The 22944-nt window shown below is 35.1% G+C and carries 22 protein-coding genes; 15 read left to right on the top strand and 7 right to left on the bottom strand.

Features of this window, described 5'->3' with window-relative positions; all coding sequences use genetic code 11:
• Positions 1-155 precede the first annotated feature (155 nt).
• Positions 156-722 carry a pseudouridine synthase gene (locus ACIQ6Z_RS04830; protein ID WP_396209803.1) on the bottom strand — a complete coding sequence of 189 codons (567 nt, stop codon included), beginning with the start codon at positions 720-722 and terminating at the stop codon, positions 156-158.
• An 82-nt stretch (positions 723-804) separates the two neighbouring features.
• Between ACIQ6Z_RS04830 and rmuC the strand changes: the two genes are divergently transcribed.
• From rmuC to ACIQ6Z_RS04800, 6 genes are all read left to right on the top strand, one after another.
• Complete coding sequence (gene rmuC, locus ACIQ6Z_RS04825; protein ID WP_396209802.1) at positions 805-2151, top strand: DNA recombination protein RmuC; 1347 nt, start codon at positions 805-807, stop codon at positions 2149-2151.
• A gap of 3 nt (positions 2152-2154) precedes the next feature.
• Positions 2155-2712 (top strand): acyl-CoA thioesterase, encoded by a 558-nt coding sequence (locus tag ACIQ6Z_RS04820; RefSeq protein ID WP_396209801.1) that lies wholly within the window; start codon positions 2155-2157, stop codon positions 2710-2712.
• Between the two features lie 77 nt (positions 2713-2789).
• Complete coding sequence (locus ACIQ6Z_RS04815) at positions 2790-3911, top strand: hypothetical protein (protein ID WP_396209800.1); 1122 nt, start codon at positions 2790-2792, stop codon at positions 3909-3911.
• An 11-nt stretch (positions 3912-3922) separates the two neighbouring features.
• The gene (locus tag ACIQ6Z_RS04810) at positions 3923-6391 is read left to right on the top strand and encodes an FG-GAP-like repeat-containing protein (RefSeq protein WP_396209799.1); all 2469 of its coding nucleotides are present in this window, start codon (positions 3923-3925) and stop codon (positions 6389-6391) included.
• A 31-nt stretch (positions 6392-6422) separates the two neighbouring features.
• Positions 6423-7094 (top strand): hypothetical protein, encoded by a 672-nt coding sequence (locus ACIQ6Z_RS04805; RefSeq protein ID WP_396209798.1) that lies wholly within the window; start codon positions 6423-6425, stop codon positions 7092-7094.
• A gap of 142 nt (positions 7095-7236) precedes the next feature.
• Positions 7237-7635, top strand: coding sequence for a lipocalin family protein (locus tag ACIQ6Z_RS04800; RefSeq protein WP_396209797.1), 399 nt, complete (start codon positions 7237-7239; stop codon positions 7633-7635).
• A 5-nt stretch (positions 7636-7640) separates the two neighbouring features.
• Here ACIQ6Z_RS04800 and menD read toward each other — a convergent pair whose 3' ends face one another.
• Complete coding sequence (gene menD, locus ACIQ6Z_RS04795; protein WP_396209796.1) at positions 7641-9293, bottom strand: 2-succinyl-5-enolpyruvyl-6-hydroxy-3-cyclohexene-1-carboxylic-acid synthase; 1653 nt, start codon at positions 9291-9293, stop codon at positions 7641-7643.
• A 78-nt stretch (positions 9294-9371) separates the two neighbouring features.
• On the opposite strand from menD, the gene ACIQ6Z_RS04790 reads away from it, so the two are divergent.
• Positions 9372-9866: a GNAT family N-acetyltransferase gene (locus ACIQ6Z_RS04790; RefSeq protein WP_396209795.1), complete on the top strand. Its 495-nt coding sequence runs from the start codon at positions 9372-9374 to the stop codon at positions 9864-9866.
• A gap of 80 nt (positions 9867-9946) precedes the next feature.
• Here ACIQ6Z_RS04790 and ACIQ6Z_RS04785 read toward each other — a convergent pair whose 3' ends face one another.
• From ACIQ6Z_RS04785 to ACIQ6Z_RS04775, 3 genes are all read right to left on the bottom strand, one after another.
• Positions 9947-10531 carry a glutathione peroxidase gene (locus ACIQ6Z_RS04785; protein WP_396209794.1) on the bottom strand — a complete coding sequence of 195 codons (585 nt, stop codon included), beginning with the start codon at positions 10529-10531 and terminating at the stop codon, positions 9947-9949.
• 4 nt (positions 10532-10535) lie between these two features.
• Positions 10536-13688 carry a cytochrome c biogenesis protein CcsA gene (gene ccsA, locus ACIQ6Z_RS04780; protein WP_396209793.1) on the bottom strand — a complete coding sequence of 1051 codons (3153 nt, stop codon included), beginning with the start codon at positions 13686-13688 and terminating at the stop codon, positions 10536-10538.
• Between the two features lie 101 nt (positions 13689-13789).
• The gene (locus tag ACIQ6Z_RS04775; protein WP_396209792.1) at positions 13790-14521 is read right to left on the bottom strand and encodes a biotin--[acetyl-CoA-carboxylase] ligase; all 732 of its coding nucleotides are present in this window, start codon (positions 14519-14521) and stop codon (positions 13790-13792) included.
• 84 nt (positions 14522-14605) lie between these two features.
• Here ACIQ6Z_RS04775 and rsfS point away from each other — a divergent pair, with 84 nt between their 5' ends.
• From rsfS to ACIQ6Z_RS04740, 7 genes are all read left to right on the top strand, one after another.
• Entirely contained in the window at positions 14606-14977 is a 372-nt protein-coding gene (rsfS, locus tag ACIQ6Z_RS04770; protein WP_396209791.1) for a ribosome silencing factor, read from the top strand.
• Positions 14978-14985: 8 nt separating this feature from the next.
• Positions 14986-16932 (top strand): ATP-dependent zinc metalloprotease FtsH, encoded by a 1947-nt coding sequence (gene ftsH / locus ACIQ6Z_RS04765; RefSeq protein ID WP_396209790.1) that lies wholly within the window; start codon positions 14986-14988, stop codon positions 16930-16932.
• Positions 16933-17020: 88 nt separating this feature from the next.
• The gene (locus ACIQ6Z_RS04760) at positions 17021-17626 is read left to right on the top strand and encodes a lactate utilization protein B/C (protein WP_396209789.1); all 606 of its coding nucleotides are present in this window, start codon (positions 17021-17023) and stop codon (positions 17624-17626) included.
• 1 nt (position 17627) lies between these two features.
• Entirely contained in the window at positions 17628-18434 is an 807-nt protein-coding gene (locus tag ACIQ6Z_RS04755) for a phosphatidate cytidylyltransferase (protein WP_396209788.1), read from the top strand.
• The gene (locus tag ACIQ6Z_RS04750) at positions 18424-19080 is read left to right on the top strand and encodes a phosphatidylserine decarboxylase family protein (protein WP_396209787.1); all 657 of its coding nucleotides are present in this window, start codon (positions 18424-18426) and stop codon (positions 19078-19080) included. Before ACIQ6Z_RS04755 ends, ACIQ6Z_RS04750 begins: the two co-directional genes overlap by 11 nt.
• Before the next feature lie 3 nt (positions 19081-19083).
• Positions 19084-19365 carry an acyl-CoA-binding protein gene (locus ACIQ6Z_RS04745; protein ID WP_396209786.1) on the top strand — a complete coding sequence of 94 codons (282 nt, stop codon included), beginning with the start codon at positions 19084-19086 and terminating at the stop codon, positions 19363-19365.
• A gap of 1 nt (position 19366) precedes the next feature.
• Positions 19367-20140: a superoxide dismutase gene (locus tag ACIQ6Z_RS04740; protein WP_396209785.1), complete on the top strand. Its 774-nt coding sequence runs from the start codon at positions 19367-19369 to the stop codon at positions 20138-20140.
• Between the two features lie 45 nt (positions 20141-20185).
• On the opposite strand, the gene rocD is transcribed toward ACIQ6Z_RS04740, so the two are convergent.
• A complete protein-coding gene (rocD, locus tag ACIQ6Z_RS04735) occupies positions 20186-21466 on the bottom strand; it encodes an ornithine--oxo-acid transaminase (protein ID WP_396209784.1) in 1281 nt (426 codons plus the stop codon).
• 126 nt (positions 21467-21592) lie between these two features.
• Positions 21593-22153, bottom strand: a complete 561-nt coding sequence (locus ACIQ6Z_RS04730) for a DUF1697 domain-containing protein (RefSeq protein ID WP_396209783.1) — start codon at positions 22151-22153, stop codon at positions 21593-21595.
• A gap of 71 nt (positions 22154-22224) precedes the next feature.
• Between ACIQ6Z_RS04730 and ACIQ6Z_RS04725 the strand changes: the two genes are divergently transcribed.
• Positions 22225-22944, top strand: a 720-nt coding sequence (locus ACIQ6Z_RS04725) for a class I SAM-dependent RNA methyltransferase (RefSeq protein ID WP_396209782.1), incomplete at its 3' end; no start/stop codon positions are given.

The following is a 22944-nucleotide window of genomic DNA, read 5'->3' as shown; positions in this document are numbered from 1 at the left end:
CATTCAAATGGCGGACGAGATGATTGTCATTACCCCCCATGAAATCGTACAAGACCAACCGTGTAATTTAATACAAAGTGGGATATTCAATACGTTATTTGATTCGGAACATTTATCTTTTGATGCAGCTATTGGTAAATTTAAAATCAAATAGCTCAGACATCAAAATGTGTTACTTCAATTACTTGACCCGCTTTTAAATCGTTAAGGTGAATATTACCAACTCTCACGCGAACCAACCGCAAAGTAGGAAAACCAACTGCAGAGGTCATTTTACGTACTTGTCGAAATTTACCTTCCGTTAAGGTGATAGAAACCCAAGATGTAGGGCCGTGACGCTCATCACGAATCTTTTTTCCACGTTCGCCTAAATTGGAAATAACATCTAATCTAAAAGCTCTACACTTTTTTGTTTTGTATTTTTTGCCGTGAACTCCAATTTCAACTCCATTTCTCAATTGTTCAACAGCGGCTTCTGTAATCATTCCATCGACTTGAGCGAAATATTCCTTTTCTACTTTTTTACTTCGGACAATTTCACTCATCATGCCATCAGTGGTCAACAAGAGTAACCCTTCAGAATCTTCATCTAAACGACCAATTGCCATTGTATTTGGCGGAAATTCATACAATTCACCCAATAGTTTTTTAGGTCGCTTGAGTTGGTAAACAAACTGCGACAAATAACCATAAGGCTTGTGGATAAGATAATGATGGTGCATGGAATTTATTTGTCGCAAAAATACAATTTTCAAATTTGAAGTTTGATATAATTCCGTATTTTTACATTTTATAACTTTTCGTATGACAAATCCTGTTTTCATCTTAGTAACTTTTTGTTTTGCGCTTGCTGCAGGATTTTTCCTTGGCAAACTTTTTTTTAGTGCCCGTTCACAATCTGAAAAATCTGGATTAGAAGCCCGAATTAACGGACTTTTAGAACAAATCGAACAGCTTAAAAATCAAGTTCTCCAATATACTTTGGACAAAGAAAACCTTCAAAAAGAGAAAGAAAGTTTGGCTATTCATTTGGCAAAGAAAGAGAACGATTTTGACAATCTTCTGGAACGCAGTAAAGAACAAAAACAAGAAGTAGAACAACTACAAGAAAAATTCACCAAAGAATTTGAAAATTTAGCCAATAAAATTCTGGAAGAAAAAACCGTAAAATTTACCGAGCAGAACAAAGAGAATTTAAAAAATATTCTTTCACCTCTACAAGACCGCATTCAACTTTTTGAGAAGAAAGTAGAAGATACACATAAAGAAAGTATCGACTATCATGCAGCTTTGCGCCAGCAAATACTTGGCCTTCGCGAAATGAACGAGCAAATGAGTAAAGAAACTCTTAATTTAACAAAAGCATTAAAAGGTGATAGTAAAATGCAAGGAAATTGGGGCGAATTAGTTTTAGAACGGGTTTTAGAAAAATCAGGATTAGAAAAAGATCGCGAATATTTTGTACAACAAAGTCATACGACAGAAGACGGCAGCCGAGTATTTCCCGACGTGATTATCAATTTGCCTGATGGCAAAAAAATGATTATCGATTCTAAAGTAACGCTTACAGCCTATGAACGCTACACTAATGAAGAAGATGAAACCTTAAAAAATCAGCATTTAAAAGAACATGTCGTTTCCATCAATCGTCATGTGGAACAGTTAGGCAATAAGAACTATCAGGATTTATACCAAATGGAGAGCCCTGATTTTGTCTTGTTATTCATCCCAATTGAATCGGCTTTTGCAATTGCTTTAAATGTTGACACCACATTATACAACAAAGCTTTTGAAAAAAACATAGTGATTGTAACACCTTCTACCCTTTTAGCAACACTTCGTACTATTGATAGCATGTGGGCCAATCAAAAACAGCAAGAAAATGCTTTAGAAATCGCGCGTCAAGCAGGAGCCTTGTATGATAAATTCGAAGGATTTGTTGGGGATTTGATTAAAATTGGCAAAAAAATGGACGAAGCCAAAATTGAATATGGTGCAGCCATGAATAAACTAACTGAAGGCAAAGGTAATTTAATCACTAGTGTAGAAAAATTAAAAAAAATGGGCGCTAAAGCCAAAAAATCTTTACCCGAATCGGTGTTAAAGAGAGCTGAAAACGACACTAATGATTCTTTAGAACTAAACGAATAAATCATGCATACCGCCAATACAGTTGCCGCTTCAAAAATTACATTGTCCGAATTAATGCTACCCTCCCATTCCAATTTTAGTGGAAAAATTCATGGTGGCTATTTATTAAAATTGATGGACCAAATTGCATTTGCTTGTGCGTCTAAATATTCTGGCTGTTATTGTGTAACAGCATCCGTTGACACTGTAGATTTTTTAAATCCAGTGGAAATTGGCGAACTGGTAACCCTAAAAGCCTCCGTAAACTATGTTGGAAAAACTTCAATGGTAGTGGGTATTCGAGTGATCTCAGAGCAAATCCAGACCGGCGTTAAAAAACATTGCAATTCGAGCTATTTTACTATGGTGGCAAAAGATGAAAACGGAAATAACAGTACTGTTCCCCAATTGATACTTTCTAATATGGAGGAAGTTAGACGGTTTTATGATAGCATCAATCGGATTGAAAACAAAAAGAAATACAAGGCTATGGAAATGACTTTTGATTACCAATCGGAGGAAGCATTGGAAAACTTAGCACATTACAATGTGGTACTTTCAGACAGCTTTCAAAAACCGTAGTATTGAATAAATAAAAGTATATTATTTTTAAAAAAAAGTTATATTTGTTATATCAAAACTTAATAAACTTTAATGATATGATAAAAAAATACGCAATTCTTTTATTTTTTGCTACTTCCTTATCACTTTATTTTTCATGTACTGATCAAGACGATGATGATTATACTTCTATAACACCTGTTGCAGTTGATTTAACTACAGTACCCTATGAAAAATTATCGGACTACCACTTTTTTTCAGGTGTCTTAAGCAATCAAATTCCTTCAAAGGATGTCATTCCATACGAACCTAATTCGTCTTTATTTACGGACTATGCCCATAAAAAACGTTTTGTATGGATCCCAAAAGGCGCAAAAGCTACATTCAACGGAGATGACGCTATATTAGAACTTCCCGTGGGATCTGCAATTATAAAAACATTTTACTACGACCATGTACTTCCTTCAAACACTACAAAAATTATAGAAACGAGGATTATGATTCGTAAAAATACCGGTTGGATTTTCGCAGACTATGTTTGGAATGAAGAACAAACAGAGGCTTATCTGGACTTAAACGGAAGCATAAAAAATATTTCTTGGCAAGATGAAAACAATGTAACTCGAACAATTGATTATCGCATTCCGAATGAAGCTCAATGCATCGTTTGTCACAAAACCAAGCAAACTATAAATGGCGTATACAGCCAAAAAAATATTCCTATTGGTATTAAACCCCAAAATCTCAATAGAATGTTCACATATGGTAGTCAAACCGTAAACCAATTAACCAAATGGATAGATTTAGGTATTTTAGAAAACAATTTTAACCTACCTTCAGCAGCTAATACAACAGTAGATTATAACGATACGAGCCAACCCTTAGAAAAAAGAGTACGTTCCTATTTTGACATCAATTGCGCGCATTGCCACACCCAAGATGGACATTGTGATTATCGCCCTATGTCGCTTTCTTTTTCAGAAACCAATAACAATTTAACCAATATGGGTGTTTGCGTAAATACCCAAGATATGCAAGATTTTAGTCCCGAGTTGAGTAAAATTGTTACCCCAAGAAGGATTAATCAATCCATGTTATACCACCGTTTAAATACAGTTGACGAAACGTATAGAATGCCGATACATGGAAGAACAGTTATTCATGCCGAAGGCATTGCATTAGTTGAAGCTTGGATTAACTCACTACAAGATTGTAGATAAAAAATATAGCTATGAAAAAAAAATACATTTTATCCATTTTATTTTTTTGTTTTGAAATTGTTACAGCTCAAGACAATTGCGCATCCGCCATTTCGATCACAACAGCCGGGACGTATAGTGTAGGGACCATTAATGGCACACAACTACCACAGGTCAATTGTACCTTAACTAATGAATCCACATCCGCTGCAGAGTGGTACGCCTACACACCAACTAGTAATTATACGGTGACGGTTAGTTCAGATTTAGTAGAAAATAGTTGTAAAGACACTCGATTACGAATTTACTCTGGAACATGTGCTGCATTAACATGTGTTACTAGTGACGATGATTCTGGTACTATAAATTGTGACGCCACAGGATTGTCTTATCTCTCTAGAGCATCCTTTAATGCGACGGCCGGAACCACCTACTATATTATTTGGGACAACCGCTGGAGTACAACTGGTTTTAATTTTCAATTAACAGAAATTTCAGTTGGGTACAATCCTTGCTCAACAGCAACAGCAATTGTTCCAGGAACTACCGTGGTGAATACCCTAAATCAAATCAACATTAGTACAGCTTGTTCTTCTGCCAACTTATCCAAATGGTATTCTTACACACCAACAATTAACGCTACCGTAACGGTTTCGTCTGATCTTGCTGTTAATATTTGCAAAGACACCAATTTCAGTGTATATACAGGGAATTGCTTAACAGGATTAACCTGTATTACTAGTGATGATAATTCTGGTGTTATTGCTTGTAACAGCGGAAATTCGAATTCTAACTTATCCCTAAAATCATTTGACGTAACTGCTGGCACAACATATTATATTGTATGGGACAATCGATGGAGTACAACTGGTTTTGACTTTACACTTACTCAAGTTCCAATAATTATTCCCATAACGTATACCACTCAAACAATTTCCACTATTAATAGTTCATACAATATTTGCGTAGTCGATATGAATGGAGATCACAAAGACGATATTGTTGGGATTAACGCAAATTCAATGCGCGTTCATTATCAAGGTACAACGCCAGGAAATTTCACAATGACCGATCATAATTTTTCATTTACGGGATCAACTTCTGCAGTACTTCTCCCCAACTGGAGCATGGCAGCAGGGGATTATAATGATGATGGTTATAATGATTTAGTTCTCGGAAATGGAAATGGAGCATCAATAATTACTTCAAATAGCACCGGAACCAATTATACGGCAACTGTTCCTGGCCAATATATTTTTTCACAACGCACTAATTTTACTGACTTAAATAATGATGGTAATTTAGACATATTTGTATGCCATGATATTGCACCCAGTTGTTATTATTTAAATAACGGTAATGGTAATTTAACGTATTTCCAATCGACTGTTACACCAGGGTCAATGAATATTGCCACTACTACAGGCAATTATGCCACTTTGTTTACCGATTTTGACAACGATGGCGATAGCGATGTATTTGTTTCCAAATGTTCAGGACCACCTTGTGAATTGTATCGATATGATGGCAATAACACCTATACTAATATTTCTGCCGTTGCAGGTATAAACGTAACTCCCATTCAAACCTGGTCTTCAGCAATTGCTGATTTTGATAATGATGGGGATATGGACATCATCATTACTGCAAGTGCAAGTTTGCATAAATATTTTAGAAACAATTTAGATACTACTAATACAACTGAAGAGGCATTTACAGATATTACTGTAGGCTCAGGATGGGACACCAACCTTTCTACCAATATTGACAACATTGCATACGACTTTGACAACAACGGATTTGTCGATGTTTTAGGTGGTGGTGGTAAAATCATGTACAACAGAGGCAATAGTACTTTTTCATCCGTAAGCTATACAGGAATAAGCGTAGGTGCTGTAGGTGATTTAAATAATGATGGCTTTTTAGATATACAAAATGGAACAACTATTCGTTATGCAGTACCAAATGGTAACAATTGGATAAAATTTTCATTACAAGGTGGACAAAGCAATCGAAATGGGATTGGAGCCCGAATCGAAATTTATGGTACTTGGGGAAAACAAATTAGAGACATTAGAAGTGGTGAAGGTTTTAAACACATGAGTTCGCTAAATGCGCATTTTGGTATCGGAACCGCAACAGCTATAACTCGTGCGGTAATTCGTTGGCCGTCTGGAACAGTTGATGTAATCAATAATCCAAGCATCAACCAATCGCTACATGTAGTTGAAGGCTCTAGTCCATTGCATCAAGATGGGTTTACTGATTCAAAACTGGTACTTTATCCCAATCCGGCAACTGATAAATTATTGCTTAGTAATATTGACATCCAATCCATTAAAACAATTAGTATCATAACACCTCTAGGAAAAGTCATCGATAAGGTTTCGATAGTAAACAATGTGATAAACATCGCAAATTTAACAGAAGGCGTCTATATATTAACACTTATAACAACCGATGGAAAAAAATACACAGAGCGATTCATAAAGAAAAATTAATGATTACCTTTACACTTTAAATTCAATTCAAATGAAAAACCTTACAAAAATCGCATTCGCTTTCTTACTTCTTGCAGGTGTTATGATGAATGCACAAGCCTTAAAAAAAGGATCAGTTACCTATAAATTAGCATTAATAGGAAACGATGAAGCTGCAGCAATGATGGGAGAAAGCACTTTAACCGTTCATTTTGATGAAAAAACACAAGCTACAGAAATGAACATGATGAGCGGCATGATGTTGATGAAAACCATTACACCTGTAGGAAATGTTAAAGACACAAAAATGGCTGTTGAAGTTATGGGCATGAAATATGAAATCATTGAAGCTGGTGAAGAAGCATTAAACAGTAATAATGGTATTGGAAATTTGGAAAATGCAACTGATGTTTCATATGATAAAAATGATGTGAAAGAAATTGTGGGTTTCAAATGTTATAAAGCCAATGTTAAGATGATCGATGGAACTTCAACTATTTTTTATATTACGGAAGCCATTGCACCGCAAACACCTATTAAAGAAACCAAAATAAAACTAGCGGGTTATCCTTTAGAGATTATTACTAGCACACCTCAAGGAGATATGACCATGACGGCAACTTCATTTGCAAAAGAATCACCAAAGGATTGTTTTGTTATTTCTGGAGAAGGCTACACTAAAGTAACTATGGAACAATTCAGACAACAAATGGGTGGTATGTAATATAACCTTCATTTTTAAATTATAAAAGCACTGATATTACGCAGTGCTTTTTTTATTGATGAAATCTGTATATCAAATTACAAATTACTTTCATTGTGTTTTTGTAACTTTGTAAATGATAATATCTAATTCATCCCTAATAATGAAGAAAATAATTACAGCATGCATTAGCTTATTTTTATTACTTTCTTGTACTTCATCAACTGAAGAAGTTGCTATGCATCAAAATGAAGTGGGTACTTGGCGACTTATTGAAGTACTTACAGATCCTGGAGATGGCAGTGGTACTTTTCAACCTGTGGTTAGTTCTAAAACAGTAACATTTGTAGCAAATGGAACAATAAATTGTTTGGGGAATTTATGTGACCTATCCGCAACATCTTCTACACAAACTACAGGAACGTACTCAATTAGTAACAGAAGTATAATGACAACCAATTGCAATCAATTGCAGTTGACCTATGAAATAACAGCAAATATTTTAATCATTAATTATCCTTTCATTGAGACGTGTAAAGCTAAGTATGTTAAAGTAGAATAATACAGTTATACTAACTTCCTAAAAAAATCTAAAAGTACTTGATCATTTAATTTTTCAGGGGTAAATATTTCGAGGATACTTGGCTTTTCGTTTTGGGACAAAAAAACAGCATATTGTTGTGCCAACGAAATTTCATCGTTAGCTTCAAAATAAACCAATCCATGCATTTTTGCTAAATGCGAAGCATTCAGATGGTGTGAAGTTTCAAAAAACGTGTTGAATGTTGGCGTTTCTTCATGACCAGGCAAAATTCTAAAGATCCCTCCTCCTCCATTGTTTATAAGTATGATTTTAAAGTTAGGCTGCAAATAATTATTCCACAATGCATTACTGTCGTATAAAAACCCAATATCACCTGTAACTAAAATGGTAGGCACTCCATTCACAACAGATGCTCCAATTGCAGTAGAAGTACTACCGTCAATACCACTTGTTCCTCTATTGCAGTATACTGTGATGGTTGAATCTAATGGAAAAAGTTGAATATACCGAATCGCCGAACTATTACTAACTTGCAATTGACTGTTCTTGGGCAGCCTCTTACAAATAAAATCAAATACTTTGAAATCAGAAAAAGGAACCGATTTTGTATAACGATTATGTTGAATTAACCGATCATTCCATAAAGTTGTACTAAATGCCTTATAACTACTATCTATTTTTTTATGGGGCAAAATAGCACGCAAAAAAGTAGCACTATCCGTATTAAAATGCTTGGTTAACGCTCCATAGGTATCGTAAGCCCGAATAGTATCCACATGCCAATGATGCGTTGGTTTGTAGTTTCGCAAAAAAGATTTAATGCGTTTTGATACAACCATACCGCCAAAAGTGAGTAATATATCGGGTTGAAAAGCCTTGAGCTCCTCCTCATTAAAAGGCGTAATTAAGGTGTCAATTTGATCAATAAATGAAACATGATGTATATTGGATGTTTTCTCGGTCAACACCACCACACTAGGATCATTAGCTAAATCTTCTATCAACTGCTGTTGAAGGGTATTAGGCGCTAACTCACCCACTAAAACTAACTTTTTCGTTGCCGTTTTCCAATAATCCACTATTGAATCTTCCAGCACAAATGCTGTACTAACATTTAACGAATCAATCCATTTAGCGGCGTAGGTTGGAGTGCTTACTGTTTCATATAGTGGCTCTTCAAAAGGAACATTAATATGTACGGGGCCTTTTTGATGAACCGCTGCGAATAGCGCTTGTTGAATCATTGTATCATTCGCTTCCGAAGCCCATTCGTTTAAATTAGCATTAAACAAACTGTGATTTGCAAATACATTTTCTTGCCGAATCGTTTGTCCGTCTCCAATATCTATTTTATGTTGGGGTCGATCTGCCGATAATACCACCAAAGGAATTTGGCTGTAAAAAGCTTCAGCAAATGCGGGATAATAATTCAACACGGCCGAACCAGACGTACAAACAACCACAACGGGTTCCTGCATCTGTTGCGCAATTCCGAGTGCAAAAAAAGCAGCCGACCGTTCATCGGCTATACTATAACAAGTGAAATAGGGATTATTTGTCAACCCAATAGTCAGTGGCGCATTTCTAGAGCCCGGAGAAATTACGATATGTTTCACCCCTTTGTGTTGGCAAATTTCAAGAATGCTTTGCGCCAAAGGAATTTTTGGGTACTTCATTTTAATAAAATAACTGAAAGACAAAGTTACGAAGTTGAAAAGGTTTTTAGTACTTTTACTCCATAATTTCTTTACGAAATGGACATAAAAATAAGAGACTATCAAAAAAAAGATTGTAATGCTATTTTAGAAATCATCAACGATGCCATTCTAAATTCAACAGCGTTATACGATTACAATATAAGAAGCTTAGCTTCGCAAGAAGCAATTTTTGAAGAAAAAATTAAGAAAGGTTTTCCTGTATTGGTTGCAGAACAAAATGCAACAATTGTTGGATTTGGATATTTCAGTGAATTTCGATTCAGAGAAGCCTATAAATTTACCGCAGAACATTCTGTTTATGCACACAAAGACCAAATTGGAAAAGGCATTGGAAAGTTACTCTTGACTGAATTGATCGCACGAGCTGCACAACAGAAATTACATACGCTTATTGGAGTCATTGACGCTGAAAACACCAATAGCATTGATTTCCACAAAAAATTTGGCTTTGATGAAGTAGGTTTTATCAAAGAATCTGGTTTCAAATTTAACCGATGGTTACATTCGGTTATTATGCAGAAGATGCTTTAGGAAAATTCCAATAAAAAAATTCCAAATTCCAAAAATGTGCTAAATTGGAATTTAGAATTTAAAAATTGATAGTTTTTTGTTTATTTCCCTTCAATCCAATTGATGATTTCGACATCAGTTGGTAGTGTTCTAGGCGACACTACTTTGACTAATTCACCACTTTCATTGATTAGATATTTTTGAAAATTCCATTGCACATCACTATCTTCCAATCCGTTTTTAGCTTTTTGTGTTAAAAATTGATATACGGGATGTTGATCGTTTCCTTCCACAGAAATTTTAGCCATCATTGGAAAGGAAACTCCATAATTTTTTTGACAAAAGGCAGCTATTTGCGCATTACTTCCTGGTTCTTGCGATCCAAAATTATTGGCTGGAAACCCTACAATTACAAAATTTTGGTCTTTATACTTTTCATAAACAGTTTGTAATTGCTCATATTGTGGTGTTAAACCACATTCCGAAGCCGTATTTACAATCATGATTTTTTTTCCTTTTAATGCTGCAAAATCGAATGCATTACCCGATAAATCTTGTACATTAAATTGATAGATAGTTTCTTTTTTCATTGGAATTTCAATTGGATTTGAACTTGTTTGCTGTGCCTGATTTTGACAACTCCATAAAGAAGTTAGGACCATAAAAAGTGTGAATGATTTTTTCATGAAATTATTTTTTTAAATGCTTTTTATACGGAAAATAGGCTACAGTTGCAATCACTAATACAATTGCAAGAATGACAAAATAATACGTTACATTTTGCTTTTCTCCCGAAGCATAGCTGTGCAATCCACTCAAGTGAAAATTCACACCAAAATAGGTCATCAAAATCGAAGCAAATGCTAAAACACTCATCACGTTATAAATCCAACGGCCTCGTAATGCAGGAACAAAACGCGCATGTATAACAAAAGCATATACCATTATACTAATCAACGCCCAAGTCTCTTTTGGATCCCAACCCCAGTAACGTCCCCAACTCTCATTGGCCCATTGTCCTCCAAGGAAATTTCCTATGGTTAACATAACCAATCCTACTGTCAAGGCCATTTCGTTAATGTAGGTGATTTCGTCGATACTTAATTTGATTTTCTCTTTGTTTTTGGCAGTGGTAAATATCATTAAAAACAAAGCTACCAAACCCAATACCATAGCTAAAGTAAACGGTCCGTAACTCGCCACAATAACAGCCACGTGAATCATCAACCAGTAGGAATTCAAAACAGGTTGTAAATTACCAATAGAAGGATCCATCCATTGCCAATGCGCCACCATCAAAATAATGGAAACTACAAATGCGGTAGAAGCTACAGTCAATTTTGATTTTCTTCCAAAAGCCAACCCAAAAAACATGGTAGCCCAAGCCACATAAATCATACTTTCATAGGCATCACTCCATGGCGCATGCCCGGATATATACCATCGAACTGCCAATCCCAAGGTATGCAATACAAAAAACAAACCGATCAATCCATGAAAAATGGTGATCGTGGTTCGAATAAAACTGGTATCCTTAAATATTTGAACAATACAGAAAGCAAGCATTAAGACGCCCGCCAACATGTACAAATAAAACAATCGTTTGAAAATATCGTATTTGTTGTAAAGAATTTCTGAACTTATCTTACGATCTGAGAGCATAACAGCTTTCCCATATTTCTTTTGATAGGCTTTTAATCCTTTGAGTAAGCTATTGGGCAATTTATAATCACCATTTACCGTAGCTCGATCTACAGCATTCAAATAAAATGGAACGATGTTTTTGATGGAATCTAAGGCTGTACCTGTTGGATGACTGATTTCGAGATAGGACAACCACTTGTTAGAAGTATCACCTGGAACCGGAAATACCTTTAATATTTGTCCGCTTAAAGCCGAATAAAACAAGTTTACTTTTTTATCCGCATCAATAAAATCTTTTTGGAATTGATTGGGTACAGGTTCTTTGTAGGCAGCATCTAAATAGTTAGCCAATTTATACCCTCCTTTTTCGTCAAAAAAGGAAACTAAGGGCGCATATTTTGCATCTTTATCAATACCAATTATTTTTCGAATGCTGTCATTGCCGCGTTTCAAATAGATAATGGGTAAATTATACCAATATTCTGGAAATTGCGTCATCGAAATTAAGGCTTGGTCCGAATTTATACCTTCGTAGGTATCACTTTTAGACACTTTTCGAAGCAATTCCGATGAAAAAGTATTGAGCGGCTTCATGCGTCCTGCATCTTGTATGACTAATTTTCCAAACTCTGCTGCATGTTCCTCAGAAACCAAATGTTCTTTGAGTAACTTCAAGGCAGCTTCTTTTGAAGGTGGGGTGTTGTTTTGAGAAAAAGCAGGCGCACACAACAACAATAATAAACCTAAAAATGCTTTTTTCTTCGCTTTCACTTTTTCTAACTTTTCTTTCAAACTAGCAAATCGGGTGTGGCTGTTGAATAATATAGCCATCAAGCCAAAATACAGTAAAAAATAACCAATATAGGTTATCCAAGTTCCCCAATAATCGTGACTCACAGACAATTGCGTTCCTTTTTCATCGGGATCAAAACCGGCTTGAAAAAAGCGATACCCTTCATAATCGAGCACATGATTCATAAATATACTGTCTTTACGATTGATCTTGTTATCGCTGTCTACCAACGTAACTTTACTTTTAAAGGCCGAATAACTTTTATCGGTTCCAGGGTATTTATCTGCAACAAAATCATCTAATGTAATTTCAAAAGGCGTCGTGTATATTTTACTTCCAAAGAATAAAGTAAACTCTAACTTCCCAATTTTTACGCTTTGTGGAATACCTTGTTTTCCTTTTGAACCCACCAGTGTAACGGTTTCTTCTTTGCCTTGGCTTTTGATTGTCACCACTAGTGCATCATCGGTTTTTTTGTCTTTGAAATCATTATTTGATTCTAGAACTAATTCGCCTTTCATAGCAGGCTCAGGAAACACAAACTGAGCTCCTCCCATATTATATAGAGAACGCAGCATAAGTGCTTGTGGGGTATTTTTAGTAACTTGTCCTTGAAACTTATCAGCCATGCGCATAAAGTTTCCATCAAATGGCGATTGAATAGTATAAGCATCACCCTCCATTGTTATGTTGATTGCACCTTCGGTAAACTTGTTAAAGGCAAACAATACATTGTGAATGTTTTGAACTTCGCCTGCTTTCAAATAATGTTCATGACGGGTTCCCCCACTCGACTCCACCATTTTAAGCATTAATGCTCCCTTTTTGGAAGGCTTAACCGTTTCTTTTCCATTCAAAATAAAGGATTGATGAACTACTTCAAAAGGTATTGCGTTGAATTCACCACCCAATGAAAAATCATTGCTAGCGAATAGATTCAAAAAAGCATCCTCCTTAACTTCTGGCGCAAAAATTAAGTCCTTTTCAAACGTTTTACGTTTGGCTTCTCCTTTGTATTCACCATCCACAAAAACAGTTAAATACGGTTTATCTGAATAAATTACATTAGCTGTTTCTCCCTCTCGTATAGGCATCATTCCTTCATAACTGATGTATCGCGTTACAAAAGCACCTACAATAATTAGAGTAAAAGACAGGTGCAATAAAAGGGTCGCCCAATTTTCTTTTTTATGCAATTGATACCGCTTGATATTTCCGATGAAATTGATAACAAAGAACACCATTATGGCTTCAAACCACCAAGAATTATAAATAATTACTCTAGCTGTATCTGTATTGTAGGCATCTTCTATAAAGGTACCTGCTGCCATTGCTACTGCAAAAAGAAGAAACAATACTGCCATTAAACGAGTCGAAAACAAAAAGGAGGCTAATTTTTTTTCCATGAGATTTTTGGAATACAATTTAAATTGCAACAAATGTACTTAAAAGGAATAGTTTTTAAAAAAGTTTAACAAAGGATTCACGTATTTTTCCTAGTCATTAATTAATACAACATTTTTATTTCTTTAATATCAAAAAAAGCTTGCTGATCTTGTTCTAAGATAACATGTAATTTTCCTTCTTTAGTTACCGAAACAATTTTTCCAACAAATCGATTGCCTTGAACATCTTCAAATGTTGAAACCATTCCGCGTTTAAACAATTTTTCATGATAGCAGTCCCAAAAATAATCAATACCTACTTGATGCAACTTTTCTAAATTATGCACTAATTCTTTAGCAATTTGCAACAACAGCAACTCTTTATCAAAAGGTTTTCTTTCTAATATCGCCAAGGAAGTAGCTTGAGGCAATTGATCAAATTGTGTTTGATTGACATTTATCCCTATTCCAATGATTGACTGGATCTCAGTTGTGCTTTTAATACTATTTTCAATCAAAATACCGCAAATTTTCTTTTGCTCTGCCAAAATGTCGTTAGGCCATTTTATGTAAAAATCGATGGAACTCATCCTTTGTAAAACAGATACAACACTTAAAGCTGCAATACAATTGAGCACAAAAATATCCGATAAAACTCCTGCTTGATAATTAAACAAACAACTAAAGGCTAGCCCTTTATCGCTTTCAGATATCCAGGAAGCCCCGCGTTGTCCTTTGCCCTCAGTTTGCCGTTCAGCTACCACAATCGTATAATTTTCCGGGTTCGTTTCCTGAGCTAATTGCTTCAAAAAACGATTGGTGGAATCTATGGCACTGAGTTTGATTATCTTCATTTCGTATAATAAGTTTTAATCTTATGTTAAGGTTCAAAATTAATGACAAAATTTGATACCTTTGCATAAATTCAAAAATAATAAATGGCGAAGAAGCAGATTAATAATGATGACCTATTAGCAAACATCATTAAAGGAATAGAAGACGTAAAAGGAGAAAATATAGACATTCTTGATTTAAGAGCAATTGACAATACTGTTTGTGACTACTTTGTCATTTGTAATGGAAATTCAAATACACAAGTGAATGCGATTGTAGGATCTATTCAAAAGGTGGTTTCAAAAGAGTTGAAAGACAAACCTTGGCACGTAGAAGGCGCAGAAAATGGTGAATGGGTTTTAATGGACTATGTAAATATTGTAGTCCATGTGTTTCAAAAACACATCAGAGAATATTACCGAATTGAAAGTTTATGGGGTGATGCAAAAATCACAACTATTGATACAAAATACTAAATAATTTTATGGCACAAAAATCCGACAATAATTCTGGCTTTAAATTTAGTCCGTGGATGAGTATTGTACTTGTCCTAGTTGTTTTTTTTACAATTAGTTTATTAACCGACGGGTTAAACCTTAGCAATCCTGGAAAAACCAGTTTGTCAAAGTTTAATGATTTCATCGAAGCTGGACAAGTAGAAAAAGTTACATTCAACAATACGAATGCTACTATTTATTTGAAAAAATCGGCATTAGCCAATAAAGTTCATGCCGATGTCAAAAACGATGTTACCGGAAAATTGAATGTTAAAGGACCTCATTATACGACAGAAATTGGAGATGCAAAAGCCTTTCAAGACAATCTTACCAAAGCAAAAGCGGCTGGAAAAATAGGTGAATACGAAAAAGAACCAGAAAGCATGTGGGGCGACATTATTTCATTACTACTTCCCGTAATATTATTAGGTGGTTTATGGATATTCATGATGCGCAGAATGTCAGGTGGTTCTGGAGGTGGTGGCCAAATTTTTAGTATTGGTAAATCCAAAGCAAAATTATTTGATGAGAAAAATGATACTCGAATCACTTTTGAAAATGTTGCCGGATTAGAAGGCGCAAAAGAAGAGATTCAAGAAATTGTTGAATTCTTAAAAAATCCTGAAAAATACACCTCTATTGGTGGAAAAATTCCGAAAGGCGCTCTTCTTGTTGGACCTCCCGGAACTGGAAAAACTTTATTAGCTAAAGCTGTTGCCGGAGAAGCCAATGTCCCTTTCTTCTCATTATCAGGTTCTGATTTTGTAGAAATGTTTGTTGGGGTTGGAGCCTCTCGTGTTCGTGACTTATTCAAACAAGCCAAAGAAAAATCACCAGCAATCATTTTTATTGACGAAATTGATGCAGTAGGTAGAGCTCGTGGTAAAAACAACATGACGGGTGCTAATGATGAAAGAGAGAATACACTCAATCAATTACTTACAGAGATGGATGGTTTTGGAACCAATTCCAATGTAATTGTTTTAGCCGCTACCAATCGTGCTGATGTTTTGGACAAAGCTCTTTTGCGTGCCGGACGTTTTGACCGACAAATTTATGTTGATTTACCAGACATTAGAGAGCGTAAAGAAATATTTGAAGTGCATTTAAAACCTTTGAAAAAATCAGAGGAATTGGATACCGAATTTTTAGCGAAACAAACTCCTGGATTTTCAGGTGCTGATATCGCCAATGTTTGTAACGAAGCTGCCTTAATTGCGGCACGTAATGATAAAAAAGCTGTAGATAAGCAAGATTTTCTAGACGCCGTAGATCGTATAGTAGGTGGATTAGAAAAGAAAAATAAAATTGTTACACCCGATGAAAAACGAGCCATTGCAATCCACGAAGCGGGACATGCTACTGTGAGTTGGATGCTAGAACATGCAGCACCACTAGTCAAAGTAACCATCGTCCCTCGAGGACAAAGTTTAGGTGCCGCATGGTATCTACCTGAAGAACGCTTAATTGTTCGCCCGGATCAAATGCTGGATGAAATGTGTGCCACTATGGGGGGGAGAGCAGCAGAACGTGTCATTTTTGACAAAATTTCAACCGGAGCCTTGAGCGATTTGGAAAAAGTAACACGCCAGGCAAGAGCCATGGTAACAATTTATGGATTGAATGATAAATTGGGTAATATTACCTATTATGATTCATCAGGACAATCTGATTATAGCTTTTCAAAACCCTATTCGGAAGATACAGCACGAGTTATTGATAGCGAAATTTCAAAATTGATTGAAGAGCAATATCAACGAGCAATTGGGCTACTAACGCATCATAAAGACAAATTGATTGAGCTAGCAGATATACTTATTGAAAAAGAAGTCATATTTAAAGATGATTTAGAAACCATTTTCGGAAAAAGGCCTTTTGACAAAGAAACAACAGTCGAAGAACCTAAGGCAAACGAAGACTTATCAACAAATTAATATTAATAAAAAACTTAATTCCAACACCATTGAATTAAGTTTTTTTTTATCTTTGATTTTTACTGATTAAAATACCTAACGACGATTGATGAGTCTTTTTAGAAAATTTTTTGGAACTTCTGGTGAAGAAACTGACCCTAAGGAAAAATCCGACGATAAAAGTCCGTATTCTCCAGACGTTAATTTACCAATAGACGAACAGTTTACTTTCAATTTTAAAGCAAATGGAGGTAAATTTATTTATTGTGAGAATTTATCCGAAATTTCAGAAAATTTTGAAAATATTTTAGCAGAAAACGATTGGTTTGAATCTGAGGCTCAATGTTTTGATTCCCGATTATTTTATTTATTAGACGATAATAAATTAGAATATACAAATTCTAAAAACCCCAAATTTTTCTTTTCGTTTTGTGAAAACTTAATTGCCGATGAAGGATCGATCTTATTCTCTTCGTTACAATTAAAACATTTTAAACCCAACGAATTGCCAACAAATATGATTGTTTTTGCTACTACCAGTCAACTTGTTGTTTCAAAAGGAGACGGTTTACGCGTGATCAAAAACAAACACGAAAAAGATTATCCTACCAACATTACCACTATAAAATACTTTGAAGAAGTAAAAGAGCAAGACTTTTTACACTATGGTAGTTGCCATAAAAATCTATACCTACTTCTATTAGAAGATTTATAACATGAATGAAACGCTGAAAAGAGCACTATCTGGAGCCGTTTATGTTTTATTATTGTTGGGCTGCATTTCTTATTCTAAACAAAGTTTAGCTATACTTTTTGGTGTTTTTCTACTTATTGGGGTTTACGAATTTTGCAAAATGACCCAATTAAATTATTTTATTTCTATTCCATTAGCTAGCATAGCCTATTATTTTTTATGGGATAAAAGTAACGACATACCGTTAAAAACTTTTATTGTTTTTGGGGCCATTCTAATTTCTATCAAATTACTGTTCTATTTATTTTCGCTTCAAAAAACGACTTTCACGAGTAGTACACGCTATTTGTTATTAGTTGGATACATTATCATTCCCTTCATCCTAACCAATTATGTGGCTTTAGGAAAAAAAGGGTACAATCCGAAAATACTTATCTCAATTATTGTATTGATTTGGACCAACGACACTTTTGCTTATTTAGTAGGGAAAAACTTTGGGAAAAATAAATTGTTCCCAAGTGTCTCTCCTAAGAAAACTACAGAAGGCTTTATGGGTGGAATAGTTTTTACCTGTATTGCAAGTGTCTTATTGTCTAAATTTTATATCGAATCTACAATCTTATATATTTGGATTATAATTGCTATTATTGTAAGTATTTTCAGCACATTAGGTGATTTAATCCAATCTAAATTTAAACGTGTTGCTGGTGTAAAAGACAGTGGCAATATCATGCCTGGTCATGGAGGTATTCTAGATCGATTAGATAGTATTATATTTGTCGTTCCATTTATTAATTTATTTTATTTAATTTTATATTATGTTTCATAAAGAAGGCTCAAAAATAATTTTCATCTCTTTAATAATTTCAGTCGGACTAATATTTTTGGCTGATTTCTTAATAAAAGATAATTTTTGGTTATTGAAATCAATTCAGGTTAGTGTACTCGCATTCCTTTTATTGATCTTGCAATTTTTTAGAAATCCAACTCGAGTGGCCGACAATAGCGATCATCATATTTTAGCCCCCGTAGATGGAAAAGTAGTGGTAATCGAAGAGGTTTTCGAACCTGAATATTTCAAAGACAAACGCTTAATGGTATCCATCTTTATGTCACCCATTAATGTACATGTCACACGATATGCTTTAAATGGGATAGTAAAATACAGCAAATACCATCCAGGTAAATATTTAGTAGCTTGGCATCCAAAAGCAAGTGAAGAAAACGAAAGAACAACAGTTGTTATAGACAATCGTATTTTTGGAGAAGTATTATACCGACAAATTGCTGGTGCTCTTGCACGTCGAATTATTAACTATGCACAAGAAGGCATGAGAGTGATTCAAGGTAAAGATGCTGGATTCATTAAATTTGGATCTCGCGTTGATTTATATTTACCAATAGGCACCGAAGTAAGTGTAAAAATTGGCGATAAAGCCATTGGAAACAAAACCGTGATTTGTAATAAGGCATAATACATGAGTACGAAGGACTTAAATACACTTTTTGACGAAGCATTTTCAAACGCACAACTCATTCCACAAGAATCGGTGCCCCAGGATATGCAACTCGTTTTGTATGGCTTATATAAGCAAGCTTGTTCTGAAAGTGCTAACCAAACACATTATCAAAATCCACAAGATTTAATTAATGCCTTTAAATTAAATGCCTGGATGCAAGTCAAGCATTTGACAGCCGATGAAGCTAAAGAAAAATATATTGAGATCATCAATTCCTTATTAAAAGAACGAAATCTATAACATGAAAAAAGCATTAGTATCCGCATCATTTCTCTTTATACTGTTGCTAAGTTGCAGAGGAGGAAATGATTTAGAAGAAGTTCAAATTCCAGATCCAGAAATCGAAACCACACAAACTGCCTATGGCAATCCGGCAGAAGTAAAAGTCAGCGAAGGTGGTACTTTTAAAATGAAAGGCTTAAAATATGCCTACGATGATTTACAACCTCATATTGATGGGCGCACCATGCAATTGCATTACGCTAAACATCATTTAAATTATGCTAATAAATTAAACAAAGAAGTAGATACCACGAATCTTGCTACTCAATCCATTGAAGATATTTTACGCAATTTAAATGTAAACAACAAATCCCTTAGAAACAATGCAGGTGGCTACTACAATCACAATTTATTTTTTGAAATACTTGGACCAAAAGCAGGAGGTACGCCAAGTGGGGCATTAGCTGAAGCCATTTCTTCCGAATTGGGATCTTTTGATGCTTTGCAAACACAATTAACTGAAGCTGGAAATAGTCTGTTTGGCAGTGGTTGGGTTTGGCTTGTGGTAAAAAGCGATGGTAAATTGGCCGTAACCAGCACTTCAAACCAAGACAATCCGTTGATGCCGAATGCAGAAGTACGAGGCACTCCAATCTTAGCGATTGATGTTTGGGAACACGCCTATTATTTAAGTTACCAAAACAAAAGAAATGACTATTTGACTGCTATTTTTAATGTCATCGATTGGAAAGTAGTTAACGACAAATACGAATCGGCTTTAGCCCGACTATAAACAAAAAATCCTGCACTTGCAGGATTTTTATTATACATGACATTCTTAGTTTTCAAATTCTTTTAGTGTTTCAATGATAAGCGCCACACAAGTTCTTAATTGTGCTTCAGTAATGACTAAAGGAGGTGCAAAACGAATAATATTACCATGAGTAGGTTTTGCCAAAAGTCCTTTTTCAGCCAATCGCATACAAATATTCCAAGCGGTATCGCTTTCCTCTGTGTCGTTAATGACTATAGCATTAAGTAAACCTTTCCCTCTAACCAAGGTTGCCACATTGGAAGTAGCAATAAATGCACTCAATTCATTACGAAAAATGTTTCCCAATTTTCTTGCATTTTGAGCTAATTTTTCATCCAAAACCACCTCTAAAGCAGCCATAGCAACTGCAGCTGCAACTGGATTGCCTCCAAATGTAGAACCGTGCTGACCGGGTTTAATCACATTCATGATGTGATCATTGGCTAATACTGCAGAAACAGGATACACTCCACCCGATAAGGCTTTCCCCAATATTAATATATCGGGTTGTACATAAGTAGCTTGTTTTTCACAATTGGATTCACAAGTGCAATTACCACAAACCGCAAGCAACGAACCCGTTCTCGCTATACCTGTTTGTACCTCATCAGCGATAAACAAAACATTATTGGCTTCACAAATTACTTTAGCGCGCTTCATAAAATCATTTGAAGGAGTATAAACTCCCGCCTCACCTTGTATAGGCTCTACCAGAAAACCAGCAATATTTTTTGATGAAGCGACTGCTTTTTCTAAAGCTACAATATCATCATAAGGAATACTTATAAATCCAGCTGTATAAGGTCCAAAATTCTTACGTGCATTTTCATCGTTTGAAAACGAAATAATTGTGGTAGTTCGGCCGTGAAAATTACCATCACATACAATGATTTGTGCCTCATTCTCATGGATTCCTTTTTTCTCATAGGCCCATTTTCTACACAATTTTAAAGCCGTTTCAACAGCTTCAGCACCTGTATTCATGGGAAGTACTTTATCAAACCCAAAATATCTTGTTATATAAGCCTCATAAACACCTAATTTATCATTATAAAAAGCTCGCGAAGTAAGCGTTAACGTTTGGGCTTGTTGTACCATGGCGTTAACTATTTTAGGATGACAATGCCCTTGATTTACAGCCGAATAAGCCGATAAAAAATCAAAATATTTTTTGCCCGCTACATCCCAAACATAAACACCCTCTCCTCTACTCAAGACAACTGGCAATGGGTGATAATTATGCGCACCATATTGTTCTTCTAACGCTATGGCTTCCGATGAATTTGTTTTCTCTGATACTAACATAATTCCATTTGAATAAATTGTAATCCAAGTATTCCTTCTTTTGGTGAGAAATCAACCCATTAAGCAAAAGTAACAATTTTTGTTGTAAGATAACTGCAGGATGCTGGAAGAAAAATACTTAACTTTTTAACTCGTGCTCTCAACTCCCAACTCAAACATTTCCAACAACGAAGAAACTGTATTCCAATTCCGAATCGTAGCCACAACATTTAGTTTCTTTTCAATATATTTTTGATCCAGTCTTGTTTTTCCAGCACCAACTGCATATTTAATATAAATACGACTGAGGTCTATTTTTGCTTCATCGGGTTTGAATTGACTCATTTTTAAATCGTTGATTGCGCTCCCTTGTAATTCTTTAGAGACAAATGCCACGTACATTTTTTTTAAATCACAGTTCTTTTCCGTTAAAAAAGTATTATTTTTCAAACAAGCCTCCAAATCGTTTTTACAGACCACAACAACCGGAACCTCCAATCCCAATTCTTTAAAAATTTCGTGTTTGATTTTAAAACCTACACTAGCACCATGTTCATCTTCCGAATCTACAAATACATTTCCCGATTGAATAAAGGTTCGAACATTTTGAAAACCTGCATTTTCCAAAACGGTTTTCAAAGTATCCATTTTAATCATATTGTGTCCAGAAACATTAATCCCTCGTAAAAATGCTAAATGCGTTTTCATAACTTTATTGAAATTTGCTATAAATGTAAAAAATACTATCAAATCCACCCAACAATTCTTATTTTTGCTTCATGGGAAAAAAGAGAACAGATAAAATCGTATTCGAAAACGTAAAAATCCTTGATGCAGGTGCAAAAGGTGTATCGGTGGCAAAAGCACCCGATGGTAAAGTAATATTTCTTCCAAATGTTGTACCCGGCGATGTAGTCGATGTGCAAACCATGAAAAAAAGAAAAGCGTACTACGAAGGTAAAGCCATCAAAATTCATGAATTTTCGGAACACCGTATCGAACCTGTTTGTGATCATTTTGGTGTTTGTGGGGGTTGTAAATGGCAAAACATGAAGTACAGCCAACAACTATTTTACAAAAATCAAGAAGTTTACAACAACTTAAAACGAATTGGTAAAATAGACCTACCCGACTTTGAACCCATCCTAGGTTCTGCAAAACAATTGTTTTACCGCAATAAAATGGAATTTGGTTTCTCCAATGCCCGTTGGATGACCGATGCTGAAATCCAATCGGGAACCGAATTTGAAAATAAAAATGCGCTAGGATTTCATATTCCTAGAATGTGGGATAAAATTTTAGACATTTCAAATTGTCATTTACAAGAAGATCCTTCGAATGAAATTCGGAATGAAATCAAACGATTTGCCAATGAAAATAACCTCACATTTTTCAATGCTAGAGCAGTTGAAGGATTGTTGCGAACGTTGATGATTCGCACGGCTTCAACCGGAGAATTAATGGTACTCATTCAATTTTTTGAAAAGGATGAAAAAAGT

This window comes from Flavobacterium sp., from assembly GCF_044376915.1.
In the GTDB taxonomy this organism is placed as follows: domain Bacteria; phylum Bacteroidota; class Bacteroidia; order Flavobacteriales; family Flavobacteriaceae; genus Flavobacterium.
Note: the sequence above shows the minus strand (reverse complement) of the source record. Positions and strands in the feature narration are given on the sequence as shown.

Excerpts from the sequence above, each read along its gene's own strand:
- ccsA (WP_396209793.1), bottom strand. The coding sequence starts at position 13,688 with ATGGAAAAAAAATTAGCCTCCTTTTTGTTTTCGACTCGTTTAATGGCA.
- ftsH (WP_396209790.1), top strand. The coding sequence starts at position 14,986 with ATGGCACAAAAATCCGACAATAATTCTGGCTTTAAATTTAGTCCGTGG.
- ACIQ6Z_RS04740 (WP_396209785.1), top strand. The coding sequence starts at position 19,367 with ATGAAAAAAGCATTAGTATCCGCATCATTTCTCTTTATACTGTTGCTA.
- ACIQ6Z_RS04805 (WP_396209798.1), top strand. The coding sequence starts at position 6,423 with ATGAAAAACCTTACAAAAATCGCATTCGCTTTCTTACTTCTTGCAGGT.
- rsfS (WP_396209791.1), top strand. The coding sequence starts at position 14,606 with ATGGCGAAGAAGCAGATTAATAATGATGACCTATTAGCAAACATCATT.
- rmuC (WP_396209802.1), top strand. The coding sequence starts at position 805 with ATGACAAATCCTGTTTTCATCTTAGTAACTTTTTGTTTTGCGCTTGCT.
- ACIQ6Z_RS04800 (WP_396209797.1), top strand. The coding sequence starts at position 7,237 with ATGAAGAAAATAATTACAGCATGCATTAGCTTATTTTTATTACTTTCT.
- ACIQ6Z_RS04830 (WP_396209803.1), bottom strand. The coding sequence starts at position 722 with ATGCACCATCATTATCTTATCCACAAGCCTTATGGTTATTTGTCGCAG.
- menD (WP_396209796.1), bottom strand. The coding sequence starts at position 9,293 with ATGAAGTACCCAAAAATTCCTTTGGCGCAAAGCATTCTTGAAATTTGC.
- rocD (WP_396209784.1), bottom strand. The coding sequence starts at position 21,466 with ATGTTAGTATCAGAGAAAACAAATTCATCGGAAGCCATAGCGTTAGAA.
- ACIQ6Z_RS04760 (WP_396209789.1), top strand. The coding sequence starts at position 17,021 with ATGAGTCTTTTTAGAAAATTTTTTGGAACTTCTGGTGAAGAAACTGAC.
- ACIQ6Z_RS04730 (WP_396209783.1), bottom strand. The coding sequence starts at position 22,153 with ATGAAAACGCATTTAGCATTTTTACGAGGGATTAATGTTTCTGGACAC.
- ACIQ6Z_RS04745 (WP_396209786.1), top strand. The coding sequence starts at position 19,084 with ATGAGTACGAAGGACTTAAATACACTTTTTGACGAAGCATTTTCAAAC.
- ACIQ6Z_RS04815 (WP_396209800.1), top strand. The coding sequence starts at position 2,790 with ATGATAAAAAAATACGCAATTCTTTTATTTTTTGCTACTTCCTTATCA.
- ACIQ6Z_RS04790 (WP_396209795.1), top strand. The coding sequence starts at position 9,372 with ATGGACATAAAAATAAGAGACTATCAAAAAAAAGATTGTAATGCTATT.
- ACIQ6Z_RS04785 (WP_396209794.1), bottom strand. The coding sequence starts at position 10,531 with ATGAAAAAATCATTCACACTTTTTATGGTCCTAACTTCTTTATGGAGT.
- ACIQ6Z_RS04775 (WP_396209792.1), bottom strand. The coding sequence starts at position 14,521 with ATGAAGATAATCAAACTCAGTGCCATAGATTCCACCAATCGTTTTTTG.
- ACIQ6Z_RS04810 (WP_396209799.1), top strand. The coding sequence starts at position 3,923 with ATGAAAAAAAAATACATTTTATCCATTTTATTTTTTTGTTTTGAAATT.
- ACIQ6Z_RS04755 (WP_396209788.1), top strand. The coding sequence starts at position 17,628 with ATGAATGAAACGCTGAAAAGAGCACTATCTGGAGCCGTTTATGTTTTA.
- ACIQ6Z_RS04820 (WP_396209801.1), top strand. The coding sequence starts at position 2,155 with ATGCATACCGCCAATACAGTTGCCGCTTCAAAAATTACATTGTCCGAA.
- ACIQ6Z_RS04750 (WP_396209787.1), top strand. The coding sequence starts at position 18,424 with ATGTTTCATAAAGAAGGCTCAAAAATAATTTTCATCTCTTTAATAATT.